A 22,698-nucleotide genomic window follows, 5' to 3' on the forward strand; every position below is an offset into this window, starting at 1 on the left:
TTTCTTACTCCTTTTGGGTAGATGAAAAATGTAGATCGACGCGCCGGTTGATCGCTCGCGACTCGTCCGTTTGGTTGGTGATGGCGTAGCAACACTTTCCCTGGGACCGAATCTCAATCGGGCTCTTGACGCCCAGTCGCTTGAGATACGCGGCGACAACCTCTGCGCGCCTCTTGGCCAGGCGATCGTTGAATGCTTGCGACCCGATGTCGTCCGTTCGTCCCTCAACGAGGATCGAGTCACCCGGTTGAATCAGGGCGACCGCTTTCTTGATCTCCATTTCGGCCAGTTCAGACAAGGTCGCACTGGCGAATTGAAACGTCACCGAAATCGGATTGAGCGTTCTCGCCACCTGGACGGGTTTTGGTGGTTCTCTGAATACCGGCTCGGCGGTGGGAGGTGCCGCGACAAGAAGGACTGTCTTCGACGTTGGCTTGGGACACTTCCCCTGGTCGCAGATGCGCCAATCCGAGCGATCCCAGGTCAGCGACAGTCGCCTTGGAACTTCCGTGCTGATGGATTTCTCGTTTGCGCAACCAGACAGGAGCGACAGGACAATCAAGGAAGCGACGGGAAGCAGGGTCAAAGTGCGCTCTCCCGTTTCATGGCTTCTGAAACCTTCCTTGCATACCTGTCGCGCTTCTCCGCTGATGTCGCGTTGTAGGCGCCGATGGCGCTCCAGGAGTAACCAATGCGATGGACGTTCTGCGCCAGGATCCACGCCCCGACAAAGGTGTTGGTGCAGGGTTCCCACAGGCGCTCGCGCGAAATTCCGAAATGCGACAGTTTTGGCAGCCAACGGCTGTTGATCTGCATGTGCCCCATGTCGAAACTGCCATCCCTGTTCCGATTCAGGGCGTTTGGATTGCCTCCTGACTCCACCCTGGAAATTGCCTTGAGCAAGGCCGATGGCATCTGATAACGCGAGGCTGCCTCCTCAAAGCAGGCGGCATGACCCGGTGTTGGGAGGGATGCGAAAACGGAAAGGAGAGGAAGCCACGCAAGTTTGTGCATGGCATGGATACTATGAATTCAGATGTGGGAAACCGGTGTCAAAAGCAAACAGAAGTGCACCGTTTCAATATTCCGTGACCAAGAACTGCCCTTCGGACGACGTGCTGCCGATGAATTCATCGGCATCCGAAGTCCAGAGTCCGCCACATGGATGTGGGCTTGCGCTATTCTTCGATCCTCACAATTACCTTGATGCGCAATGTCCGGATCTGATTCCAAACCGCGTGACCCGCACCATGCCGTTCTGATTTCACTGAGATCGATGTTTCCAGTATTTCAGGAGTGCCATCCCCTGGCGATAGGCATTCACAAGGCCGTATTGGAACGGCTTCCCTGCATCAATCCTCAGCAACTTCGTTTGACGATGAGGATGCATACCTCATCGGCGCGCTACTTGAAGGCGCTCACGAATGGCGAAACCCGGTTCGACCTCGATGGAAATGTGGCCGGTCCGGTGACCCCGGAGCAAAAGCAGCAAGCGCTGGACACCCTGCGTGAGCGCTTCAGAAAGGGTGCCGAGCAACATAAAGCACGGCTGTTGGCGCGGCAGCAGGAGCAGCAACGACGGGAAAAACTCGTCAAGCTTGCGGAAAAGTTCAATGTTCGATAAGTCATGGCGTGTTGAATGCCCAATGGACTCAGAGACTATTAGGGACGTTTCCGATGGCAGTTGAACGCGATAGCAGCTAATCGACCGGTTACCTCCGGCTTCATGGTCAGGTTACGCTTATGCCTTTGCTTGCTCAACCAAAGGGGCGTGGAACAGACATCACTTGAATCTGCGATACCGTAACCGTGACCTGCCTGATTTTTATCATCCATAATAAAAGCATGGACATCCGCACTGACCCACCACTCCGCCACAAATTCACCGTTGAAGTTGATGGCAAGACTCACAAGGGCACCTACTGGGTAGCAGGGAAGATACACACTGTCTCTACTGGCTTGGGTGGCAAGAGCAAGCAGGTTGGCACGATGGAGCCTGAAGCCCTGGCAAAGCAACTGCTGCTTGAGATGGTGAAGGCTGGTAAGGTGTGATTCGCTGCCACCAAATCGAGTCATGACAGAGCAAAAGATCTCCTTCTATGCTAGCAGCTCACTGATAGCGGCGGAAGTAGCTCTCATCAGTTTCCTGAACTATGCAGCAGGAAAATATCTTCCTGGCGAGATAGGGAGGTACATCTCATTGGATGTGCTGTTCTGCCTGCCCATCATCCAAACGGCCCGTATGGCAGCAATTCATCTCGCTGCACGCAATTCCGATACACAGACCTCCACCTTTGTCGGGATAGCATTGGCACTTGCATGGAGCGGGACCGAGGCGGCTGTCATCTGGCCAGAGTTCCCATTGCATGCACTCCTATTGAACTCATTTACCCGCAGCGTCGTCTTTACGGTGTTGGGCCGGGTAATGCTCAAGTTGTGGCGCGAGAGTGAATACGCCCATAAGGATGTGCTGACTGGTTTAGCGAATCGCCTGGAGCTTTTAGAACGGCTGGAAATCGAACAGGTCCGCAGTGAGCGTTCCGGCAGTCCCTATTCGTTGTTGTACATTGATATCGACCAGTTCAAGTGTCTGAATGACAGCCATGGACATCACGTCGGTGACGAGGCCCTTAAGCTCATAGCGGACATACTGAGGGCGAGCTCCAGAGCAGTTGACGTTGCTGCCCGTATTGGAGGGGATGAGTTTCTGTTGTTGCTCCCCGATACAGACAAGCAGTCTTGCGATGTTCTGATCAAGCGGATCGAGGACTTGTCCAAGCAAGCTTTTGAGGAACGAGCCTGGCAGATATCGGTATCAATCGGCCAAGCCACCAAGATTGGCAAGAATCAAACGGCGGATGGAATGATCCAAATGGCCGATGCGAACATGTACGAAGCCAAAAGGATGAAGCAGCCGATGATGAATGGCACATAAGCCAGTGATTCGCTTACCCGAGGCCGTATCTTCTATGCGAGAGATGGAGGAGACCTCACGATTGACGCACCAGACAAGATGTACTCAACATACCCGGCAGATCGGCGATCAGACGTCCCTTCTGCTTGCCGAAGGACATGACGCGTGTGACCAGCAACTCAAGGTCTTCAGGACGCATCCGGATCAGTTGTCCCTGGTCCTTACTTCACCGCCTCGGCCAGATCCTTGTCCGTCACCTTCCCCGAACGATGAAGCCATAGCAGAATAGCCAACGGCTTCGGAATATTGCGACCGGATTCGTAGCGGGATCCGCCTGACTGGGTGACGCCGTACCGCGTCCAGAAATCCTTCTGATTGAGGTTCTCTTTCTTGCGGGTAATCGAGATGTCGGAAAAATCGAGCTTTTTCTTGCGGGCCATGATGAACTCCTTTGATGGTGTTGGTGAAGTCGCTATGCTAACCCAATACTATTGGGGACGGAATTATTGGCGCTTGTCGATCACGAAATCGGAATACTCTACCCATCGGCGGCTGCCAGCCTACGGCAGCGTTCATGGCAGAGTATTGTCTTCCTGAGCAACGCGCAGCTCGCAGGCCGGAACGAAGCAACGACTCCAACACAGGCAAGACCACATTTCCATTCAATCCCGCTTCACAGACCCTGCCGACCGTCGGCCCAGTCGCGAAATCATTCAGAGCCTCTTTTGCAGGTTGCTCGCCCACAGCCAGAGCGAGAACGCCATGAAGCCAATCACCGCCGGTGCCACAAAGATCGGCGCCGGAACCGGAAGACACAACCAGACGACCATCGCCACGGTGATCAGGCGAAAGAAGTGAATGCCGATCTTGTGTCGAATCGGGCTTTGGGAGACGAAAGAGTGCTTGCGAATCTCCCGAATCAAGAGTCCGTCGGCCGCTGCCGCCAGGATCAACGGAATCCCGATCAGTCCCCACATCAGAAGCGCATAGGCCCGATACACAATCAGACTGGCCCATAACAAGGTGACATAGATCCTGCCCGTCAGCCAACTATCGATCTGGCTGTTCCCGAGACCACCGGCTGCACGTTCCCCTTGCCTGGCGACCTGGTTGAGTACGTCCACCGCCTCAGTTCCAATCCAGCGATGGGTGCTGTCTCCTGCCCACAGGGCCATTTTCTCCTGCTCGGTCCGCCAGGACGACTCAAGCACCTTTTCCGGAATCAGTGCCCAGAAGACGAGAACGCCCACCATCAGGATGATGGTCACAAAGGCGCCCCACTCTCCCTGTTTTCTAACCGGTCTCACGTATCACCTCAAGATCGGGATACGTCCCTTGATCGTCCGCCCCCCGGACAATCGAGCAAAGAAATGAAGTGGAGGTAACTCACTCAGGATGGCCGGCGGAATGAGGTCCGCTTCCTCCTCGGTAGCCTGTTCCTGATAGGACGCGGTGTATTCATCATGGATTCTGGAATCGACGTTATGGCCATAGCGAATCATCATCACTCTGGCCTTGATCTTTGGTATCCCATCGGCGATGTACTTCTGTGTTTCGGCATCGAGGACGCGCAGGGCAATCTTGTTGTTGGTGTTGGCAAGTACCTGCCGGGCCTTGTTCTCGTCGCCCAAGCGACTGGCAAAGTCAGCAAACGTCTGGGTGGCGATCGTCACGCGAAACAAAGCACCGCCACCCTTGTTCATCAACTGAATGGTCGGCTGATTGATGACCTCCGCTGCCTCGTCAATAAACAGGTTCACGGGCTTGAGGGTGTTGATGCCGTAGTTGTAGCGGTCGCCTGCCACGGCGGCGAGATCCGCCAAGAGAACGGAGCCTATGGCGCTGCCGACTGTCGCATCGGCCAGCGAATCCAGGCCGACGTAGAGCACCTTTTCGGTCCGAATGGCACGCGCCATGTCCGTAACGTGCCGCTCGTGCCCGGAATCAAGATTGGGTGATAGAAGCTCCGTGAGCGGGTCGCTAGTCAGCATGGAGAGGATCGGGATCAGCGAGGCCACCATCTTCTGAAAGTGCTCGCGGTTGTGCTCGTAGGTCGAGATCAAGCCATCCAGATCGACTGACTGCGTGTCATGGATGACGACTTGCTTGTAGAAACTGATGTAGGCGAGCAGCTGGTTCCCTCTGTATTGCTTGATGAAGCTACTGATCCGGGACTCCCAGTCCGGGACGTGATGCTTGAAATGGAGCCGCAGCGCCTTGAGCAGAAGATCGTCCGGCCCGCCCTCGATATACCGACGCAACTGGACGAGGTTCGGCCGAATCCCCGTGGCAATCAGCCCATTCACGATATCGTTGAGAACCTTCCAGCCGAATGCCGTGAAGGGATCTGCCCCGGTTTCGGAAGGAATCAGGGCAGCGATACGGCTGGCCAGTTCAGTCTTCCGGTTCCAGTTGCGAAGAGGATCGATGCAGACAGACTTCTCTGGATGCGCCGGATGAAAATAAATGAAACGATCCGCCTGACCAAGGGCCTCACACACCCTGCGGGCATTCTCGGCAAGGCCGTGGTCGCCTTTGGGGTCAATGATGATGACCGGCTCACCGCGGGCAATAGCTTGCGCGATCAGCAGATCGAGCAAGCGGGTTTTGCCGACACGGGTGGTGCCCACGATCAAGGTATGCCCGACCAGGCTATCCAGATCGACATGGATACCCCCTTCCCTGGCCAGACCATGGAGCCAGTACGCGCCATCCTTGTGGAGCAGTTCCTTCCCCATCTGTGCCGCGATGCCACGACCAATCAGGGAATGCATGCGACAGGCTTCAATGTCCGTCCAGTGGAACCCACATCCCAGCCAGATGGACTCCCGCCGGGCAGCGGCGTGCGCAATGCCGATCACTTCCGGTATCCCGATGAACTGCTTGTCCGTGAGGCGAATTCGCGCGCCGTCCTGACTTCGCCGCCACGCCTGAAGCGCTCGCAGCCCACCGATTCCGACGCAGAATAGTGACGCAGCGACCCCCATGCGAGAGGGCACCGGCAGGGTTCTCGTCACCACGAGCATCAGACTGGCCGCTCCAAGCCAGACGCCCGTCATGCGCCATTCGTAGATCGGCCGCCAGGGATAGTCAAAATCGTAGGTGTTGCGCATGAGCTGGCTGAATGAATCGACTATTTCAGGGAGCGTCTTCAGGCCCGATTACTGACCTGCCAGCGCCTCGATGACCGCCGCCGCTTTTTCCGCCATGGCCTCCACAGGGACGCGATAGGCATCCAGGTCCTCGTCCCGATGATCGGCCAATGCCTTTGCAATGCCACGCTTGATGGCCTCGTAACGCAGATGCGGTTGCGAGATGATCATCCTGGCGATCTCCGGCAGGCCGTAGCGCTTGACGAATTGGTGCCAGGAGGTGGCATATTTGGCCGGATGCCGTGTCGCAGCAAGCCGGGTCAAGCCGTTGGCAAGTTCGATCACGATGACATAACCGCCCTCGGTCAGAGTGGTGGCCGCCACCGTCAGATCCGCCAGGTCCGGGCTTCCGTCATAGATCCAAAGCGGCTTGAGACCTTTCTTTCTCTTCATGCTTTTACGGGTGTGGCTCATCGGTTTCGGGATACGCCAAACTTAGCATTCGAGATCCATGGAACGCGCGTGAAAAGCGCACGAAAGTGTTCCATTTCAAAATCGTCAAGAGGCCTTACCTCGGCGGAATGGTGAATTTGCGCGACCGTCATGAAATGATTTCTGACCGCATCATTGGCTCACGACAGCGGCTTCCATCTGCGCCTGCCAGCGGTGGGCCAGCGCAATTGTTCCGGGTTGAATTCGAATCTTGTCCAACCGCTCGCTTGCCAGCGCCATGAGTTCGCTCACCGGCTTGCCATCCCTTACGGCCGTCCAGGCGGAGTTCATCGGTATCTCCGCCAAAGCCTGCTCGACCCAGTAGCTGAGGCTCCACTCCAAGTTGTCGGAATCTGACTCCAGGTTTTGGCGAAGATGGGTTTCCATGAGGTTGGCAACACACAGCGCCACCTTGTCCGAGATGCTGACGACCGGCCAGCCTGCCATCAGTTGCTTCGCTTCCTGGGTCGCCTTGGCAATGGCCTTTTCTCTGGCTTCCTCAGTGCGCCTGGTCTGCGTTACCTGAGTTGCAACCTGTCGACCACTGCTTAAAAGCACCGAAGCAGCTTTCAGTAACGACGCTTTGTCGGCCTCATTCAGGTCGAGCCGCGCGGCAAGATGCCGAAGCGCGGTATCGGTGCGCCGCACTTGGGTAACAAGCTTTTTCAGTTCGCTGGCAGTCACGAGTTCTCCGATCCGGGTGCGACGGTTTACTGATTAAGAAAGGATTAAAAGAAGATTAGGGGCATTTGTGAATAACCCTTGAATGCCTCTATTGGCAAGGCTTGCAGAGCTTTTTCCGGCATCGTCTTCATAGGCGCTATCCCCCGATGTCCCTAGGCGCTATCCCCTCAGTCGCATAGGCGCTATCCCGTTACCCTCTAGGCGCTATCCCCTCACCGTGACCGCGAAACATAGGCGCTGTCCCCCTACCCCATAGGTGCTATCCCCTCACGTTTTCCGAGTTATCCACAACCGGCTTCTGGCCTGCTTGCTTGGCGACATGCACCAGGTCGGCCTCGGCAATCCGCCATGCCCAGCCGGTGACCTCAGCCATCTTCGACATCGCAGCCCGCAGTTCCTGTCGAAAACTGAAGAGATGCTCGTTCTCGCTGCCGGCCAGGCGACGCAGGGTTTCAACCTTGTACGGATAGGGCTCGGCATGCGTTGAATAGAAGCCATGCAGCCACTGCGCAAGGGGTTGCCGTCGCAAGGCCCAGCGCTGCGCCCACTCGATCTGAGTCCAGCCATCAGCGCCGTAAAGAATCGCTACACGAGGATTGACCTCGATCACAAACTCCATGGTGACTTCATCACGAACCCCATGGTGGATCAGGGGGCCGAAGTAAGCTCGCTTACCATCGCTGATTTCGACGACCGAGGACGCAAGATCGAGCAGTACCCCTTTAAGCCATTCTCGATCACTCTTGCCCGTATTGCGGCCGATGGCCTTCAGAAAGGAATACCCGGTGAAGCGAATCTGGCAGCCGGTTCCGTTGATCCTGGCCAGATGCAGGCAGTGTTCCCAGACGTCGAGGTCAGATTGACTCAGTCGCGGGCCATTGAAGACGATAGTCAGCCCATTCACGGACTGGAGCTGTGCGCGTTTAAGGAACTTGCGCGGGCCTTTGCGAATCGCCCCGAACAGTGATGACCGCAGGGCACCGTTCGGGATGCCACGGGCCTTTTCCGGCCATTCCGGGAGGCCTGCCGCGATGGTCTCCTGCTCGCGACGCTGCTTTGCTTGATCTGCCGCTTTTGCAATCCATCCGGGCGCGGGCGACTTGCTCTTTTCGCCGAACTGAAAGGGCACTTGGCCATCGTGGATTTCCATTCCACAGTTGTATCAGGGCGGACTGCAAAATCGCTAGTGAAAAGCGCACCGGTTGGGCGCTTTTCGGTTCGCGCCGGGAATCATCGTCGTGGCCAAACTCGAAATCCCGTTCTGGTCCATTCCTGGCGATGCGTAGTACCAAATTTACTTGTTTCTGCAAGTACGTGACACCACATCAAGAGCGTAATCTGTTCCCTGCACTGTCGGCGCGCGTTTCAAGCTACCCAGCTGTGCGCGTTGAATTTTACCCAGAGGCTAAAGCCGAAACACGTCGAGGGATTGGTCGAGCGCGGGAAGATGGCGGGTCTGGCCGTCGGCACGATCAGGAATAGGATAGCAGAGCTTCGCTGGTGGGCCGAGAAGATCGGCAAGCAAAACGTCGTCGCCAGAGACAACGATCACTATGGCATCGGTCACCAACAGTACGTCACCAATGTTAGCAAGGCCCGTGAGCTAACAGCCGGCGATCTGGCGAAGATCACCGACCCGTACACGTGGATGTCGCTGCAGCTACAGGCGACGTTCGGATTGCGACGCGGGGAATCGATCAAGATCCGGCCCGAGTTGGGCGGATCGCGGCGACAAGCTAGTTCTGAAGGATACCTGAACCATCCTTGCAAAATGGATAAACTGGTGGCGAAAGAATATTGTTGCTGCGGAGGAACGGATGGCCAAGAAAAAGTCGTCTGGGGAAGCATTGTTGGTCGGCGTGGCAATCGTGATCGGCCTTCTGGCTTCGATACCCAAGGAGTTATGGATCGGGATAGGTGTGCTCGTCGTTGTTGCTTTCGTCGCCCGAGCTTTCCTCAAGAAGTCCGAACCGGATGTTCCGCAAGCCTCCTACCGAGTCACCGTCGAAGCGACATCACCCCCATCAGCAGATGCGGCGCGATCCAAAGGCCGCGAAGAGCGCTTCACCACGATCGTCATCGGCAGCGGCGATCAAGAGTACGGAATTCCTCAACCTTTTCAGGATGCGGGCGGCAAAGTCCGCTGGGTGCCGCCCGGTGAATCCGTCGAGGTTGCCGGAATATCTCTGCCGGGCGGCATGCTCTATGTCGGCTCGGGTCTTCGCGGCGGCTACGGGCAGGCGGAGCCTGCGTTGATCAATCCCGCGCTCAAGGTCGCCCAGAGAAATATCGACCCGAGCCTGCGCCTGACGGACTACTGGCCAAGTTATTCGGAGTGCACGCCTGAGGCACGTCGCGCCTATCTCCAATGGCAGACTGGCGGGCGTCAGGCACCTGATGCCAACATCGGCTACGTGTTTCTGTTCTTCTACGGGCTGGAGCGCCGCATTCTTGTCGATGCCGTCGCGAATGCCACAGCCAAAACAGATATCCCGGCGATCAAGCAAGAAGTGCGGCGTCTGCTCGCCATCTACTCGGACAACGGATCCTTCCGGCACTATGCTTCGCAGTTTCTGGCCTACGTCGAGGCAGAGTCCGTCGAACCGGCGATCTACAAGCAGCCGCCGCCAGCCGCTGGTGGTTCATACGAGCTGCCGATGGGCTTGCGCATCGGACTTGGGCAAGCTGCAGTCGATCAACAGCCTGTCCCTGTGTCATGGGCACTTGCCTGGGCACTGGCTGATCCGAACATCGCCCGCCGCACGGCTGTTGGACGATGTCCGGAAATATTCCAAGCGCTGTTCGAGGCGAAATACGCAGAAGCACATGGCGATGGACTCCGACTACCCGTCAACCGGACCAAACTCAAGCTCGCCTACCATCCCGCGTCGGCATCCCTGCGCGGGCGGGAACTCACACGTAGCCTGGGTGATTTGCCTGACGTCTCCGCACTTTCGGCACCGGTCAAGAAGCTCCAGGAACTGGTGAATGCCTGCACCGATCTGCTTGACCCCTATAGTCGATTCATCGGGCGTAACCCGGACAAGAAGGACGCGCTGGAGAGCGTGCTACTTCTTCCGCCCACGTACTGGCCAGTGCCCCTCAGAACCGAACTGAACGACATCAAGGCCCAGGTTCGTGACGGGATGCTGGTCATGAGCTTCGGCGAACTCACTGGTCGTTTGAAAAGCGCCGGAACCTTGTCCCGCGACAAGGTTCTTGGTTTGGCCCGGGCGCTCGAATTTCTACATCTGGGCATGGAGCCTGATGTACTTGCTGGTCAGAAGCTGCCGAAGGCGGAAGACAGTGTGGCGCTCTTCGTCGCTGATCCCGCCGAAGGGGCTGCGCGTAGCACACCGGCCTATCAGGCGGCAGCCGTAACGCTGGACCTGGCGTGCTCGGTTGCACTAGCCGACGGCGATGCGAGCGGTGCGGAACTCATTCATCTCACGCGCCATATCGAATCATGGACGCACTTGAACGTCGCCCATCGGAAACGCCTCAAAGCACACCTGCGACTGCGCATCATGCAGCCGACGACACTTGCCGGCCTGAAGAAAAAGCTCGAGCCATTGGCGGCAGAGGCCAAGCGCACGATCGCGAAGTTCCTGGCGCATCTTGCCGAGGCCGACGGCACCGTAAGTCCCGACGAGGTGAAATTTCTCGAACGGGTCTACAAGACGCTCCAAGTCGACGCCAAGCTCGTCTACTCTGATCTTCACTCCGCAAGCGTACCGGTCAAAGGTACTGCGGTGTCCGAGGTACCGAAAGTGGCGGCAGCGGCCGGATTCGTACTTGATCCAGAGCGGATTGCCCAACTCCAAAAGGAGACCGAAGCGGTTACGGCTTTGCTTGCAAACGTCTTCGCCGAGGAAACGGCAGAGTCGCAGACTGTTCCCGTCGACGAGGACGAGCCTGCTCCCAAACCCGGGATACTGGGGCTGGATCCGAGTTATGTCGCGTTTCTGCGGATGCTGGTTTCACGTCCAATCTGGACCCGGCAAGAACTTGCCGATGTTGCTGCCGACATGGAACTGATGCTCGACGGTGCCTTGGAGCACATCAATGAAGCCGCACTCGACAATTTCGACGCTCCCTTGGTCGATGGCGATGACCCCGTAGAAATCAATCAAGAAATCCTGGAGAAACTGCCGGCATGAGCACTATTCGTACCAAGGACCGCGATGCGGTCATTCAATCGCTTCGCGCCGGAGTCGTACCGCGTACCGGTCAGCACCTTATCCAGGTCGGTCGCGTCAAGGAGTTGGAAGCCCTGATCAAAGACATCGAGCGGATCTGCGATGGGGGCTCGAGTTTTCGGGTCGTGGTCGGCGAATACGGCTCAGGCAAGACTTTCTTCCTCAACCTTGTCCGGGCCATTGCACTAGAAAAGAAACTCGTGACGGTCCACGCTGACCTCAACCCCGATCGCAGGCTTCACGCCAGCGGCGGCCAGGCGCGCTCCCTTTACGCGGAACTGACAAAGAACATGGCGACGCGCACCAAGCCAGACGGTGGTGCACTCGCCGGCGTGGTCGAGAAATTCGTGGCCCAGGCGAAGGCTGACGCCAAGACGACGGGCCGGACTGCGGAGGAAGTGATTCGCTCGCGCCTCGAGCAACTGACCGAGATGGTCAATGGCTACGACTTTGCCGATGTCATCGCGGCCTACTGCAAGGGTTTCGATGATGGCAACGAGCAATTGAAGGCTGACGCCATTCGATGGCTGCGCGGGGAGTTCAGTACCCGCACCGATGCCCGTGCTGCGCTGGGCGTGCGAACCATCGTCGACGATGCCTCGGTCTACGACCAGATCAAGCTGCTTGCCCGCTTCGTCCGGCTCGCGGGGTTCAACGGGCTAATGGTCTGCCTCGACGAAATGGTGAACCTCTACAAATTGGCGAACACCCAAGCCCGAAATGGAAATTATGAGCAGATCCTGCGCATCCTGAACGATTCGTTGCAGGGTACGGCCGATGGACTTGGCTTCGTGCTTGGTGGCACGCCGGAGTTCCTGTTCGATACCCGCCGAGGGCTCTACAGCTACTCCGCGCTCCAGTCCCGGCTGGCCGAAAACACCTTTGCGAAGACCGGCTTCGTCGACTTCTCCGGACCCGTAATGCGGCTTGCGAGTCTGTCACACGAAGACTTCTATGTCTTGTTGCAGAAGTTGCGTCATGTCTATTCGTCCGGGCAGCCTGAAAAGTATCTGCTGCCCGATGCGGCGCTGCCTGCGTTCATGAATCACTGTGCAACCCGCCTCGGCGATGCGTACTTCCGCACGCCGCGCACGACGATCACGGCCTTCATCAATTTGCTTGCAGTGCTGGAGCAGAACCCGGGGGTGGAGTGGGCATCGTTGCTCGACGGCATCGAGGTGGCGAAAGATGCCGGCGGTGATGCGGAAAAACTAGTCGCCGAAGACGATGAACTCGCCAGTTTCAAGCTCTAGTTCATCGTTCGCGCTCCTCGACGAGCGGATCCAGCGCTGGATCTGGCAGGAGGGCTGGACAGCACTCCACGACGCGCAGGAAAAGGCGATCCCGGCGCTGATCGAAGCGGACGGAGACGTCATCATCGCCGCTGCAACGGCCGCCGGAAAAACCGAGGCGGCGTTCTTTCCGATCCTGACGCACCTATTGCGATCTGAACCGGACATCGGCTCGGTTCTCTATGTGAGCCCCCTAAAGGCGCTGATAAATGATCAGTGGGGACGTCTCTCGCAGCTATGCGAATCGCTTGATATCCCAGTCGTCCCCTGGCACGGCGACATTGCCGCCGGCCGCAAACACAAGTTCATCAAGAACCCCCGCGGCATCCTGCTAATCACTCCGGAATCGCTGGAGGCACTGTTCGTCACACGGGGCAGCGGAATCCCGGGCCTGATGGCGGCGGTGAAATACCTGGTGGTCGATGAACTGCACGCGTTCATTGGTACGGAACGCGGCAAGCAATTGCAGTCGCTGATGGGGCGCGTCGAAAGGGCAGCCGGGAGGAAGATGCCCCGCGTCGGGCTGTCGGCGACCTTGGGCGATATGAACCTCGCCGCTGGCTTCCTGAGGCCGGGTGCTCCGGAAAGCGTTCGGCAGATCATCTCCGGCGCTAGCGGTCAGGAGTTGAAGGTACTGGTCAAGGGCTGCGTTGATCAGCCGCCTCGCATCAAGACGGAAGATGACATCGAGAATCCGGAACTGGAGGACCTGGTTACCGGGAGTACGCTGGCGATTGGCGCGCATCTCTACAAGGCATTGCGCGGTTCCAACAACCTGGTGTTTCCGAACAGTCGAAGCCGTGTCGAGGTTTTTGCGGACCTATTGCGTCGGCGCTGTGAGCGGGAAGGTGTGCCGAATGAGTTCTGGCCTCATCACGGCAGTCTGGCAAAGGATATCCGAGAGGAAACGGAGGCGGCGCTAAAGAGCGGTGAACGGCCGGCGACAGCGATCTGTACGACCACTCTCGAATTGGGCATCGACATCGGCGCCGTGAAGAGCATTGCGCAGATCGGCCCGCCGCCTTCTGTGGCAAGCCTTCGGCAACGCTTGGGGCGCTCCGGACGACGGAAAGGCGAGCCAGCGATTCTGCGCTGTTACGCCGTAGAGTCGGAACTCAACGACACGTCGGACATATCGGATCTGCTCCGCGAGGGCTTGGTGCAGACCATTGCCATGGTTCGCCTCCTCATCGCCGGCTGGTTCGAGCCGCCGCGGGTCGGTGGCCTGCATGCGTCAACTCTTGTACAGCAAATTCTTTCGGTGATTGCCGAGCGCGGCGGGGCGACGGCGGCAGATCTATGGACAACCCTGGTTCAGGGTGGACCGTTCGGTAATCTCACGCGCAATGATTTCGTCGCGCTACTACGTTACCTCGGCGAAAGAGAACTTCTCGTTCAGGAGTCATCCGGCTTGCTGCTACATGGTGTCCTGGGGGAAAAACTGGTCAATCACTATGAGTTCTACAGCGCGTTTCTGTCGGAAGAAGAATTTCGGCTGATGTGCGATGGAAGGGCATTAGGTTCGCTGCCAGTCAGTCGGCCCCTGATAATCGATCAGCGCATCATCTTCGCCGGCCGGCGTTGGCGTGTGCTCGATGTCGACGAGGAAAAGAAGCTGGTCGTCGTGGCCCCGGACAAGGGGGGCGCACCGCCCATGTTCGATGGGGCGGCCGGCAAGGTGCATGACAGGGTACGGCAGGAGATGCGCCAGGTGCTGGCCGAAAGTACTGTTGTTCCATTTGTCGACGCTGAAGGCGCCCGCTTACTGGAGCAGGCCCGACAGCAGTATGTAACGGCGAGTCTCGCGACTCGAATTCTGCTCCCCGCAGGGGCGTCGGTACTTCTCCTGACATGGCGGGGGGACTGGACAAACGATGCGCTGGCGCTGCTGTTGGGTCGGCACGAACTCAATGCAACAAATGAAGGTCTCGCCGTCCGGGTATACGTACCAGATGCCGATCGGGTATTCGATGCGTTGGGCGAAATCGCTGACGAGGATGATACTGATCCAGACACCCTGCTGTCCGGAGTGAAGAACCTGATTCGCGAGAAATGGGATTGGGCGTTGCCCGAACAGTTGTTGCGAAAGTCGTTTGCTTCGTCATTACTCGACCTACGCGGTGCCCGGGAAGTGGCGGCTTCGCTATCTGCCGATATAGAGGCAGGTAGTCGTTACTGACGTTCAAGTCTGGCAACTCAGAGATTACGACTCATCCCACCATTTCTGGCGTTTCTAAACTTGCATATAGCCAGTCTCATTCAAGTCGTCATAAAAGACTAATTGACATACGGTTAATCGTATGATACGCTTTTCCGTATGATTAAATCAAGCAATGAGGGGCGTCTTGAGAAAATGCATCTCCTGCTGCTATGGGAGGGTCGACTCAACCGCGGACGGCTGATCGTACTTTTCGAACTCAGCCCTACCCGTGCCAGTGAATGGATTCGAGAATTTGGGGAGCGCTTTCCCGAATCCATGAAGTGGAATTCGAAAACAAGAAGCTACGAGGTACTGCCGGGATTCTTCGTGTCGACATCAAAGTCTCGTCATGATCTTTCGGAATCGATGGCCAAGTACCTGGCGATCGTTGGACTCCGAAATCAGGAAATTGAAGGAGTCCCTCACGTTGCCTTACAGGCAGGTTTCCACGATCTCTCCACACCTTCCCCCTTGGTGTTCTCCCGGTTGATGGAAGGAATCCGAACATGCCAGGCGGTGCGAATCGAATACCGCTCCATGCAGGACCCGAAACCCCATAGCCGCGACATCGCGCCACATTCCCTGGTCCGATCTGGCCGTCGGTGGCATGTTCGCGCCTACAGCGAAACACATCATGCGTTCCGGGACTACGCTTTGGGGCGCATCTCCCGCATCCAACTCCTTGAGCGTGGTGACCTTCCCGGTGTGGAGGACGACGATGCATGGAATACGCCGGTACCGGTGCGACTGCTGCCGCACCCGGGACTGACGCGTGACCAGCAGGCTGTGATCCGGTTCGAGTATTTCACCGATGCGGCCAGCCGGGTAGAAATATGCCGCGGCCCAATGGTCCCCTATTTCATTCAAGATGTGCGAGCCGCCTTGCTGGACAGCGAGCAGCCCCCACAGTATCAGATCATTGTCGCGAACCTTGCCGAGGTGAAACCCTGGCTATGGATGCCCAGCAAACGCTAAGCGAATTCCTTCGCGCGCCACCGGTGAAGACGGCGGCTCACCTGCTCTTCGAACGGCTGCCTGACCGACTGTTCTCCGTACTGGCTTCGCCCAACCGTTATCGGTACTGGGGATTACTGTTTACTCTCTACGAAAAGCGATTTGGGCCGGAGGCTCCGCTACCGCCCAGTGCAGGCTTTCTTTCCCGGGAAATCATCCACGATATCGAGATCGAGCTCCAATATCAGGACACTTGGGAGGATGACGAGGGCAACAGTCCGGATACCCCCTTGGGTATCCGTGCGGTCGGCGTCTTCAACAAACTCGTCAGCACGGAGTGGATCTATCTGGAAAAACGAGGCTACGAACGGCGTGTCCTGATGCGCCCGATAGTGAGCCAGTTTCTGGATCTACTGGTCCAGTTTGCCGAAAAGCCACCCGTCTTCGTTGCCGGGAAAATCCTGTCCATTTACGCTAACCTGCAGCTGATCATTGAGAGCGCCGCCGACGCACCTACCCTGATGGAAGCCGCAGCGCAGTCCAGAGGATTGCTTGAGCATATTCGGAACACCGGCACGAACGTACGCGACCTGATGGCTTCACTCGGTCCCGAGACATCAACAAAAGACTACGTCCAGCGTTTCTTCAACGACTATATCGAGCAGGTCTTCATTGGCGATTATCGAGAGCTGCGGACCAAGAATCACCCGCTGGCTCGTCGTGGGGCAATTCTCGATATGGTCACGCGCATTCATGCCACTGAGCCATATCGAAACAAACTTCTCGATTCCTATCGCGCCAAATCCGGTGCCGTGACGGACGAGAGGGCGCTTCGCCTGTTCGAGCGGGATATCCAGCGGCTTCGCGATCTCGCGAAGATCGATGAGTATCTGGACCGGCTCGATACCGAGGTACGCACTGCTAACCGTCGGGCCTTGGCGGCCCTGAACTACCGGATGCGTACCGCGCGTTCCTTCGATCGCCTGATCGACGGTGCCATCGCCAACGTCCTGGCCAAACCCAATGTCGGCAGTCCTTTCAGCGCCGGGGAATTGATGTCCGAGGACAGGATTGCGGAGCCGAAGCATTTCATCGATCGAAAGCCACCGGCGGCCATCCGCCGAAAGATACCCTCTGATGAAGAGATCGCGCGTTCCAACTTGTCCCGCCGGGCAAGGGATGCCCGGACCATGACGCCACGAAAGGCGCTGGCCTACATCAATGACTTGGTAGCGGCATATCCGCAACTGGCCAGCCATCAAATTCCGCTCAACACCATTACCGAGGTACGGGCGTACCAGGCCCTTCAGGTCGCTGTCATGGCTGTGACCATGCGAGGAAGGGATCCCTTGGCCGAGCTATTGAAGCGCACCGGGATCGTTCTGAAGCGACACGGGAATGAAGAGGTGACCGAAAGCCTCATTTCCGGGATTCCATTCGAGATTGAACGGCGGGCCGGTCGCGAACCCAAGGAGAACACTCGATGAGTTACAACTGGGAAGCGCTGGCGGCACATACCAACGGGGAATTCGATGCCTCGCAGTTCGAGGCAGCGGCCTATCGGTTGGTAACAGATCAGGTCATCTATCAGGGGGATCGCCCAAAAGTCCTCTATGCATTGATCGAGCAATTCGAAAAGCACTTTTCCGAAGCTTTGTCCGTACTTGGTGTCCGGGTAACAGTCAATCGTGTTCTTCGATACGCGTGCGCAATTCCTGCCCACACCAAGGTCACCCCTGCATCGCAATCTCATACGCTGATGGCCCTGGTATTGCGCAAGATTTACGATGAGGGGGTTCCGGCCGGCCGCCTGACCGACGACGGTGAGGTGATCCTTGACGCCGTTGAATTTGAGGAGCGCTACAAGCACGAAACACAGCGCGAGCTGCCGGGCAAGGGCGACCTCGATGCCGCTATAAAGCAGATGAAGCGCTGGGGAATCGCACGCAAGGCGGATGAAATCATTGCGGATGACATTGTCGACTCCGGATCGGATGCGTACTTCATCGCTATACGTCCGGCCATTGTGGATGTGCTGGGGGAAACTGCCCTACGACGGTTGATTGAATGGAAACAGGAAGGCACTCCCGACAAGGTCGCCGGGACGGAGATCGTGGAGGACGCCGAATGATTCAGCTGGAACGGATTCACCTTGTTCAATTCTTCCTGTTCGAGAAAGAAAGCATCCGCTTGGGCCGAATCAGCGCAGTATTTGGACCCAATGGCAGCGGTAAGAGTGCGCTCATCGATGCCATCCAGATCGCATTATTTGGCGGCAACAGCCGGTTGTGCGTGTTCAATGCTCAAGCTGACGACAGCAAGAAGACCACCCGAACCATTCGAGACTATTGCCTGGGACAGTTTGGACAGGGACCAGAGCAGAGAGCTCGGGACAACGCCCTCACCTACGTCACCCTGGTCTGGCGCGACACCGAGACTGGCCGACCGACTACAACGGGAGTGTGTATTCGAGCGACCAGCGACCGTCCCGGGCATGAGGTCGAAGGACGTTATCTTTTGCGCGACGTCGAGCTCTCTCTCAGTGAGCATATCGAGGTCATAGAGAACGAAGAGCATCCGCTAGCCTGGCCGACATTTCGCCGGCAGCTTGCAGAGAAGTCCAGGATAACGGGCGATGAATACCTTTATCAGGACTCCGAGCGTTTTATCCAGGCAGCGATGCTGGCGCTGCGAGGATCATCGGGTCATGCGCCGGATGCCAGTGCTTTCAAGGGAGCCTTTCGCTTTGGCTTGCGCATGCGTTTCGACAAGACCATCGACGAAATTGTTCGCACGGAAGTCCTCGAAGCCAATCCGACTAACGTGAACAAGTTCAAGGAAGTTGTCGAGTCCTTCCGGCATCTGGCGGACCTGGTGACCAGGGTCGAAAAGAAGTTGGCCGAAGGCGAAGCCATCCATGCCGAATACCTCAAGGCCGACACTGCCGGCCGGCATGCGATGACCTGGCAGGGGCTAGGCGTTGAAGTCGATCATGAAATCGCTAGCGATGAAGTAACGGATGCCGGTAGTGCAGTCACTCAGGCCGAAAATGCGTTGAAATCTTCGAGGAACGCTCTTGCAGGGAAGGAAACCGAACTGGAGTCCGCCGAGACCCGGGCGACCTCCTTCCAGAATCTTCGGGAGCAGCATCCGCAACACGCCGAGCATGGTGCCCTGCAGTCCGCCATGAATGAAAAGAAAGCAGCGGCTGGAAAGAAGTCAGGGGATCTGCGCGCCAGTCTGGCCTATACCCGACGTCTGCTGGACCAGGCCACCAAAGTTCCGGAACTCAAGAAAATGGCCAGCCGGATCCGGGAAGGCATGACCGCGCTCGACACACTGGATGTTCAGAAGGTGTCGAGGGGCGACCTCGGACGGGCCTTAGAACCACCCCTGGATGTTGTGGGGGAGGTCATCGATGAGATCAAGCTGGTCTCCAGCAACCTGCAATCGGATATCGAAACGACAGAAGGTTTGATCAAGGATGCCGACACCGCATTGCAACGAGTCGGCGCGGGTAAGCCACCCCTTGATGACGATGTTCAGCGATTGATGACGGAATTCACCGATCACGGACTCAATCCGACACCGGTATGTGACGTCGTGAAGATCACTCAATCCGAGTGGCAGCCCGTCATCGAATCCTATCTGGGCAAGCGCCTGCAGACCCTGCTGGTTCCGCCCAGTCAAAAACAGGACGCCTTTTCGATCTACCGTGCCTTGTCTGGTCGTCGGGCAATCTACGGCGTCAAGGTGGCCGCCGAAAGCACTGGCAAGTTGAATATCTCGCCTCCCGATGGTTCGATTGCAGAGCTAATCGAGGGCACGCATGACCGCGCCGTCGAATACCTGCAATCTATTTTCGGCAACATGAAGCGCGCCGAAACCGATAAGGAAGCGGCCAGCGGACGACACACCCTCACAAGAGACGGAATGATTGTGAAGGGAGATGATTTCGAACGAATCCCGTTGCGGCGTGAACATGAACTCCGCCTGGGCATCGACACCGGCAGCCGGCGACCACAGATTCTCAAGGAGCTGGAGACGCTAAGCACCCGCCTGATCGAATTGAACAAACACAAGCAGTTGGTCGACGGGATCTTGGAAGGCTTGATGCGGGTCGGGCGTCGGACCGACTCCCTCCCATTCCTGCTCCGGGTATTCGATGAGATGAGCATTTTGTCGCACGAAGCGGAACACCTATCCGAGCGCATCCACGGCGACGCCGCGAAGGAATACTTGTCATTGGGAAAACAGCAGGAAAAGTGCAGCAATGAAGCCCTCGTGCTTCAGGCTCTCTGCAATGAACTGCGCCTGAACGTGGGGGCCGCAGAAAATCACCTATTGGAATGCCAAAAAAAGGAGGAAGTGGCCAACCAGAAATGGAACGAAATCAAGACTCAGCTATTTGAGGCCAAGGCCAACCCACTGTATGACACCGAGTATGCTCAAGCACAATGGGAGGGAATGATCCGGCTAAAGATCGATTACCTGGCGCGCAAGAGCCATTGCGAGGACAAGATGCGCAATGCCATACGCCTTCGAGATCTAGCCATCCAGGCCGCGACACGGTTATTGACGACCTACTCCATCACACATGCGGAACTGCCTCCTGGTGACGAAGACTGGAAGGCCTCGTGGGTATGGATTACGGACATGAACATCCGATTGCGAGACACTGAACTGCACGAGTACAGGGAGCAAATGGACGACGCCTATCGTGCTTCTCAGGAGACCTTCAGCAACGACGTAGCCACTGCCTTGAGCGAGCGACTCGATCTGCTCGACAGCACGCTTCATCGTCTGAATGCGGCTCTCAAGTCCTGCCCTCTATTCACCAACAGCGAGCGGTACCAGTTCAGAAAAATCATCCGTCCTCATCTGAAGCCCCTTCTCGATTTTGTCAAAGATGTAGCCACCCATGGGCCGTCCGGCGATCTTTTCGGAAGACCCGGCCAACTACCCGAACAGTTTCGAGAACTCCTGGATGACAAGGTGGCCTTGGGTGCCGGTGGAGTCAGTAGCCCACTGGACGATTACCGAGAGTTCTTTGAGTTCGATATCGAAATTCTTCGCGAAGACAAGCTGACCAAACAATTGCAGAGCATCGGCCAGCTCTCCAAGCGCCTCGGTCCGGGGTCTGGGGGCGAGCACCGGTCACCGCTCTATGTCATTGCAGGAGCCGCCCTGGCCTCCGCCTACCGGATGGATGCCGGCAACCAAGACGGCATGCGGTTCATCATGCTCGACGAAGCCTTCAACAAGATGGATATGAACAACATCGTCAGCACGATGCAGTATCTGATCGATCTAGGCTTTCAGGTGTTCATGGGTAGTCCGGGCGAAAATGAGGGCATCCTGATGGCGTTCATCGATCGCTATTACGACATTCTCAAGGACCCTGTGCTCAATGCTGTGGCCTTAGAAGGGCACAACGTGGCGACCGACATCAATGAAATGCATCGCGAGGACCTGATCGAGTTCCATCCCGAGCTTCTGGCGACTGAAACGGCTCGGATTCGCGCTACGCCAGTGTTGCAACAATGACGGTTTCGGCACGAGCATTCCTCGAAGAACTTTTCAGGGCTGCTGACAAAAAGTCGGCCGGCGTCCGGAAGAAGGATGCCGTTCTGACGGAATTTCGGCTGAATGACTACCGTAACCTATCCTCGCTGCAGATCAAGGAAGGTATCGAGCACGAATTCCGAATGGCGCGCGATGCCGGGGCTATTGCTCTGGAATGGGATCGACCAGGAGAAAATGGCTTCATCCGCCGCATTACCTTGGTGGATGCCGACCGCCTTGCCAATTACCTGGGCATCGAACGGTCCGCCCATATCGTGGCCCAGGCCCGGGAACATCTGGTACCGTTCCTGCCACGCTTCCCGGTATTGAATGACGTGATCGCGCGCTGGGGAACATTGAAGAAGGTTCGGATGACGGATGCCACCCAGGTCGACGAGTGGCTCGATGCAATTCGGGCCGTAGGCGCTCTGACGGAGCGCTTCACAGGAGAAGACACACCCATTCGAGAGGCTAGTGCCCGCCTGTTCAACGACAGCAAGCGCCTGGAGAAACTCACCGGACCGTTGGATACGATCTTGACCGGCAGCATCGAGATGGAAGCACGGTTGCCAGCTGAGGTCTGGAAGGAGCTGGGGCTCTTCCGGGAGGAACAGCCGGTCCTGTTAGCCGGAAGGATTGAGCTTGCTCGTTCACGACTGTCCGCCTTAATCGACCAGCCCTATGGTGGCTTCGCTTCTCATGCCGTGTTAGGTGTGAGCGGGCATATGCCATCCCGGATCCTGACCATCGAAAATCTAACCACATTCCATTCCGAGGCTCGTCGGGGGCAGGACGCCGATACGCTGCTGATCTACACAGCCGGGATGCCCTCCCCGGCCTGGCGCGCCATGTACCGGCGGATATTGACGAGTACGCCCGCAACCGCACTCCTTTTCCACTGGGGTGACGTGGACGAAGGCGGATTCAGAATTGCGTCGGTAATCGCCAGCGATGCCCGGTTGGAGCAACGTACCCTCTTGCCGTTCCGTATGGCACCCGAGGACATCCCCATAGATGTACGGCGCACTGCCTCACCGGCGGTGCTGGCACGCATGCGGACGTTTGCCAGCCGAGCTGGATGGCAGGAACTGGGGGATCGAATACAGGAAGCCGGATTCACGGTGGAGCAGGAATCGCTTTCGTGAGCGCTTGTTCCAAAACTCGACCCATCGAAACGCACGGATGCGATGTTTCGATAACAAGTAAGACTCGCTGCCGCCAAAATCTGATTGCCTGCAGGCTAGCGATGCCGTGAGATCGAGATACATAACGACGGCGATTGAAGCACGTCTGCACAAGTCGGTCT

At 57.3% G+C, this 22,698-nt stretch carries 19 protein-coding genes and 1 pseudogene; 11 read left to right on the top strand and 9 right to left on the bottom strand.

The annotated features are described in order from the left end of the window. Positions 1 to 4: 4 nt before the first annotated feature. Both J0M27_RS00405 and J0M27_RS00410 read right to left on the bottom strand, forming a co-directional pair. Entirely contained in the window at positions 5 to 586 is a 582-nt protein-coding gene (locus tag J0M27_RS00405) for an OmpA family protein (protein ID WP_294986363.1), read from the bottom strand. Further along, positions 583 to 1,014: a lytic transglycosylase domain-containing protein gene (locus tag J0M27_RS00410; protein ID WP_294986365.1), complete on the bottom strand. Its 432-nt coding sequence runs from the start codon at positions 1,012 to 1,014 to the stop codon at positions 583 to 585. The genes J0M27_RS00405 and J0M27_RS00410 overlap by 4 nt, the downstream gene beginning before the upstream one ends. 199 nt (positions 1,015 to 1,213) lie before the next feature. Between J0M27_RS00410 and J0M27_RS00415 the strand changes: the two genes are divergently transcribed. The 3 genes from J0M27_RS00415 to J0M27_RS00425 all read left to right on the top strand — a co-directional run bounded on the left by J0M27_RS00415 (position 1,214) and on the right by J0M27_RS00425 (position 2,935). Further along, on the top strand, positions 1,214 to 1,624 hold the full coding sequence (locus J0M27_RS00415; RefSeq protein ID WP_294986366.1) for a ProQ/FINO family protein: 411 nt from the start codon (positions 1,214 to 1,216) through the stop codon (positions 1,622 to 1,624). 185 nt (positions 1,625 to 1,809) lie between these two features. After that, the gene (locus tag J0M27_RS00420) at positions 1,810 to 2,052 is read left to right on the top strand and encodes a hypothetical protein (protein ID WP_294986367.1); all 243 of its coding nucleotides are present in this window, start codon (positions 1,810 to 1,812) and stop codon (positions 2,050 to 2,052) included. A gap of 22 nt (positions 2,053 to 2,074) precedes the next feature. Next, positions 2,075 to 2,935: a GGDEF domain-containing protein gene (locus tag J0M27_RS00425; protein WP_294986369.1), complete on the top strand. Its 861-nt coding sequence runs from the start codon at positions 2,075 to 2,077 to the stop codon at positions 2,933 to 2,935. Positions 2,936 to 3,026: 91 nt separating this feature from the next. Here J0M27_RS00425 and J0M27_RS00430 read toward each other — a convergent pair. The 7 genes and pseudogenes from J0M27_RS00430 to trfA all read right to left on the bottom strand — a co-directional run. Further along, positions 3,027 to 3,113: pseudogene (locus J0M27_RS00430) on the bottom strand (DUF3820 family protein); the annotation flags it as partial. A 22-nt stretch (positions 3,114 to 3,135) separates the two neighbouring features. Beyond that, a complete protein-coding gene (locus J0M27_RS00435; protein WP_294986371.1) occupies positions 3,136 to 3,354 on the bottom strand; it encodes a hypothetical protein in 219 nt (72 codons plus the stop codon). A 273-nt stretch (positions 3,355 to 3,627) separates the two neighbouring features. Then, complete coding sequence (locus J0M27_RS00440; RefSeq protein ID WP_294986373.1) at positions 3,628 to 4,182, bottom strand: DUF4400 domain-containing protein; 555 nt, start codon at positions 4,180 to 4,182, stop codon at positions 3,628 to 3,630. Between the two features lie 42 nt (positions 4,183 to 4,224). Beyond that, positions 4,225 to 6,027 (bottom strand): conjugative transfer system coupling protein TraD, encoded by a 1,803-nt coding sequence (traD, locus tag J0M27_RS00445; RefSeq protein ID WP_294986375.1) that lies wholly within the window; start codon positions 6,025 to 6,027, stop codon positions 4,225 to 4,227. Positions 6,028 to 6,075: 48 nt separating this feature from the next. Then, a complete protein-coding gene (locus J0M27_RS00450; RefSeq protein WP_294986377.1) occupies positions 6,076 to 6,480 on the bottom strand; it encodes a hypothetical protein in 405 nt (134 codons plus the stop codon). A gap of 150 nt (positions 6,481 to 6,630) precedes the next feature. Beyond that, entirely contained in the window at positions 6,631 to 7,182 is a 552-nt protein-coding gene (locus J0M27_RS00455) for a hypothetical protein (RefSeq protein ID WP_294986378.1), read from the bottom strand. A 259-nt stretch (positions 7,183 to 7,441) separates the two neighbouring features. After that, positions 7,442 to 8,332, bottom strand: a complete 891-nt coding sequence (trfA, locus tag J0M27_RS00460; protein ID WP_294986380.1) for a plasmid replication initiator TrfA — start codon at positions 8,330 to 8,332, stop codon at positions 7,442 to 7,444. Between the two features lie 667 nt (positions 8,333 to 8,999). Here trfA and J0M27_RS00470 point away from each other — a divergent pair. The 8 genes from J0M27_RS00470 to J0M27_RS00505 all read left to right on the top strand — a co-directional run bounded on the left by J0M27_RS00470 (position 9,000) and on the right by J0M27_RS00505 (position 22,537). Next, a complete protein-coding gene (locus J0M27_RS00470; RefSeq protein WP_294986384.1) occupies positions 9,000 to 11,342 on the top strand; it encodes a TerB N-terminal domain-containing protein in 2,343 nt (780 codons plus the stop codon). Then, a complete protein-coding gene (locus J0M27_RS00475; protein WP_294986386.1) occupies positions 11,339 to 12,634 on the top strand; it encodes an ATP-binding protein in 1,296 nt (431 codons plus the stop codon). Before J0M27_RS00470 ends, J0M27_RS00475 begins: the two co-directional genes overlap by 4 nt. Further along, positions 12,609 to 14,852 (top strand): DEAD/DEAH box helicase, encoded by a 2,244-nt coding sequence (locus J0M27_RS00480; protein ID WP_294986388.1) that lies wholly within the window; start codon positions 12,609 to 12,611, stop codon positions 14,850 to 14,852. The genes J0M27_RS00475 and J0M27_RS00480 overlap by 26 nt, the downstream gene beginning before the upstream one ends. A gap of 174 nt (positions 14,853 to 15,026) precedes the next feature. After that, entirely contained in the window at positions 15,027 to 15,848 is an 822-nt protein-coding gene (locus tag J0M27_RS00485; protein ID WP_294986390.1) for a WYL domain-containing protein, read from the top strand. Next, complete coding sequence (locus tag J0M27_RS00490; protein ID WP_294986392.1) at positions 15,827 to 17,314, top strand: Wadjet anti-phage system protein JetA family protein; 1,488 nt, start codon at positions 15,827 to 15,829, stop codon at positions 17,312 to 17,314. Before J0M27_RS00485 ends, J0M27_RS00490 begins: the two co-directional genes overlap by 22 nt. Further along, the gene (locus tag J0M27_RS00495; RefSeq protein WP_294986394.1) at positions 17,311 to 17,958 is read left to right on the top strand and encodes a DUF4194 domain-containing protein; all 648 of its coding nucleotides are present in this window, start codon (positions 17,311 to 17,313) and stop codon (positions 17,956 to 17,958) included. The genes J0M27_RS00490 and J0M27_RS00495 overlap by 4 nt, the downstream gene beginning before the upstream one ends. After that, positions 17,955 to 21,374, top strand: a complete 3,420-nt coding sequence (locus J0M27_RS00500; protein ID WP_294986396.1) for an SbcC/MukB-like Walker B domain-containing protein — start codon at positions 17,955 to 17,957, stop codon at positions 21,372 to 21,374. Before J0M27_RS00495 ends, J0M27_RS00500 begins: the two co-directional genes overlap by 4 nt. Beyond that, positions 21,371 to 22,537 carry a Wadjet anti-phage system protein JetD domain-containing protein gene (locus J0M27_RS00505; protein WP_294986398.1) on the top strand — a complete coding sequence of 389 codons (1,167 nt, stop codon included), beginning with the start codon at positions 21,371 to 21,373 and terminating at the stop codon, positions 22,535 to 22,537. Before J0M27_RS00500 ends, J0M27_RS00505 begins: the two co-directional genes overlap by 4 nt. The last annotated feature ends 161 nt before the right edge of the window (positions 22,538 to 22,698 follow it).

Source organism: Sulfuritalea sp., assembly GCF_017302275.1.
GTDB lineage: Bacteria > Pseudomonadota > Gammaproteobacteria > Burkholderiales > Rhodocyclaceae > Sulfuritalea.

Bases quoted from the DNA above. Each gene is read 5' to 3' on its own strand.
- J0M27_RS00410 (WP_294986365.1), bottom strand. From the start codon at position 1,014: ATGCACAAACTTGCGTGGCTTCCTCTCCTTTCCGTTTTCGCATCCCTC.
- J0M27_RS00415 (WP_294986366.1), top strand. From the start codon at position 1,214: ATGTCCGGATCTGATTCCAAACCGCGTGACCCGCACCATGCCGTTCTG.
- J0M27_RS00425 (WP_294986369.1), top strand. From the start codon at position 2,075: ATGACAGAGCAAAAGATCTCCTTCTATGCTAGCAGCTCACTGATAGCG.
- J0M27_RS00435 (WP_294986371.1), bottom strand. From the start codon at position 3,354: ATGGCCCGCAAGAAAAAGCTCGATTTTTCCGACATCTCGATTACCCGC.
- traD (WP_294986375.1), bottom strand. From the start codon at position 6,027: ATGCGCAACACCTACGATTTTGACTATCCCTGGCGGCCGATCTACGAA.
- J0M27_RS00450 (WP_294986377.1), bottom strand. From the start codon at position 6,480: ATGAGCCACACCCGTAAAAGCATGAAGAGAAAGAAAGGTCTCAAGCCG.
- trfA (WP_294986380.1), bottom strand. From the start codon at position 8,332: ATGGAAATCCACGATGGCCAAGTGCCCTTTCAGTTCGGCGAAAAGAGC.
- J0M27_RS00470 (WP_294986384.1), top strand. From the start codon at position 9,000: ATGGCCAAGAAAAAGTCGTCTGGGGAAGCATTGTTGGTCGGCGTGGCA.
- J0M27_RS00475 (WP_294986386.1), top strand. From the start codon at position 11,339: ATGAGCACTATTCGTACCAAGGACCGCGATGCGGTCATTCAATCGCTT.
- J0M27_RS00480 (WP_294986388.1), top strand. From the start codon at position 12,609: ATGAACTCGCCAGTTTCAAGCTCTAGTTCATCGTTCGCGCTCCTCGAC.
- J0M27_RS00485 (WP_294986390.1), top strand. From the start codon at position 15,027: ATGCATCTCCTGCTGCTATGGGAGGGTCGACTCAACCGCGGACGGCTG.
- J0M27_RS00490 (WP_294986392.1), top strand. From the start codon at position 15,827: ATGGATGCCCAGCAAACGCTAAGCGAATTCCTTCGCGCGCCACCGGTG.
- J0M27_RS00495 (WP_294986394.1), top strand. From the start codon at position 17,311: ATGAGTTACAACTGGGAAGCGCTGGCGGCACATACCAACGGGGAATTC.
- J0M27_RS00500 (WP_294986396.1), top strand. From the start codon at position 17,955: ATGATTCAGCTGGAACGGATTCACCTTGTTCAATTCTTCCTGTTCGAG.
- J0M27_RS00505 (WP_294986398.1), top strand. From the start codon at position 21,371: ATGACGGTTTCGGCACGAGCATTCCTCGAAGAACTTTTCAGGGCTGCT.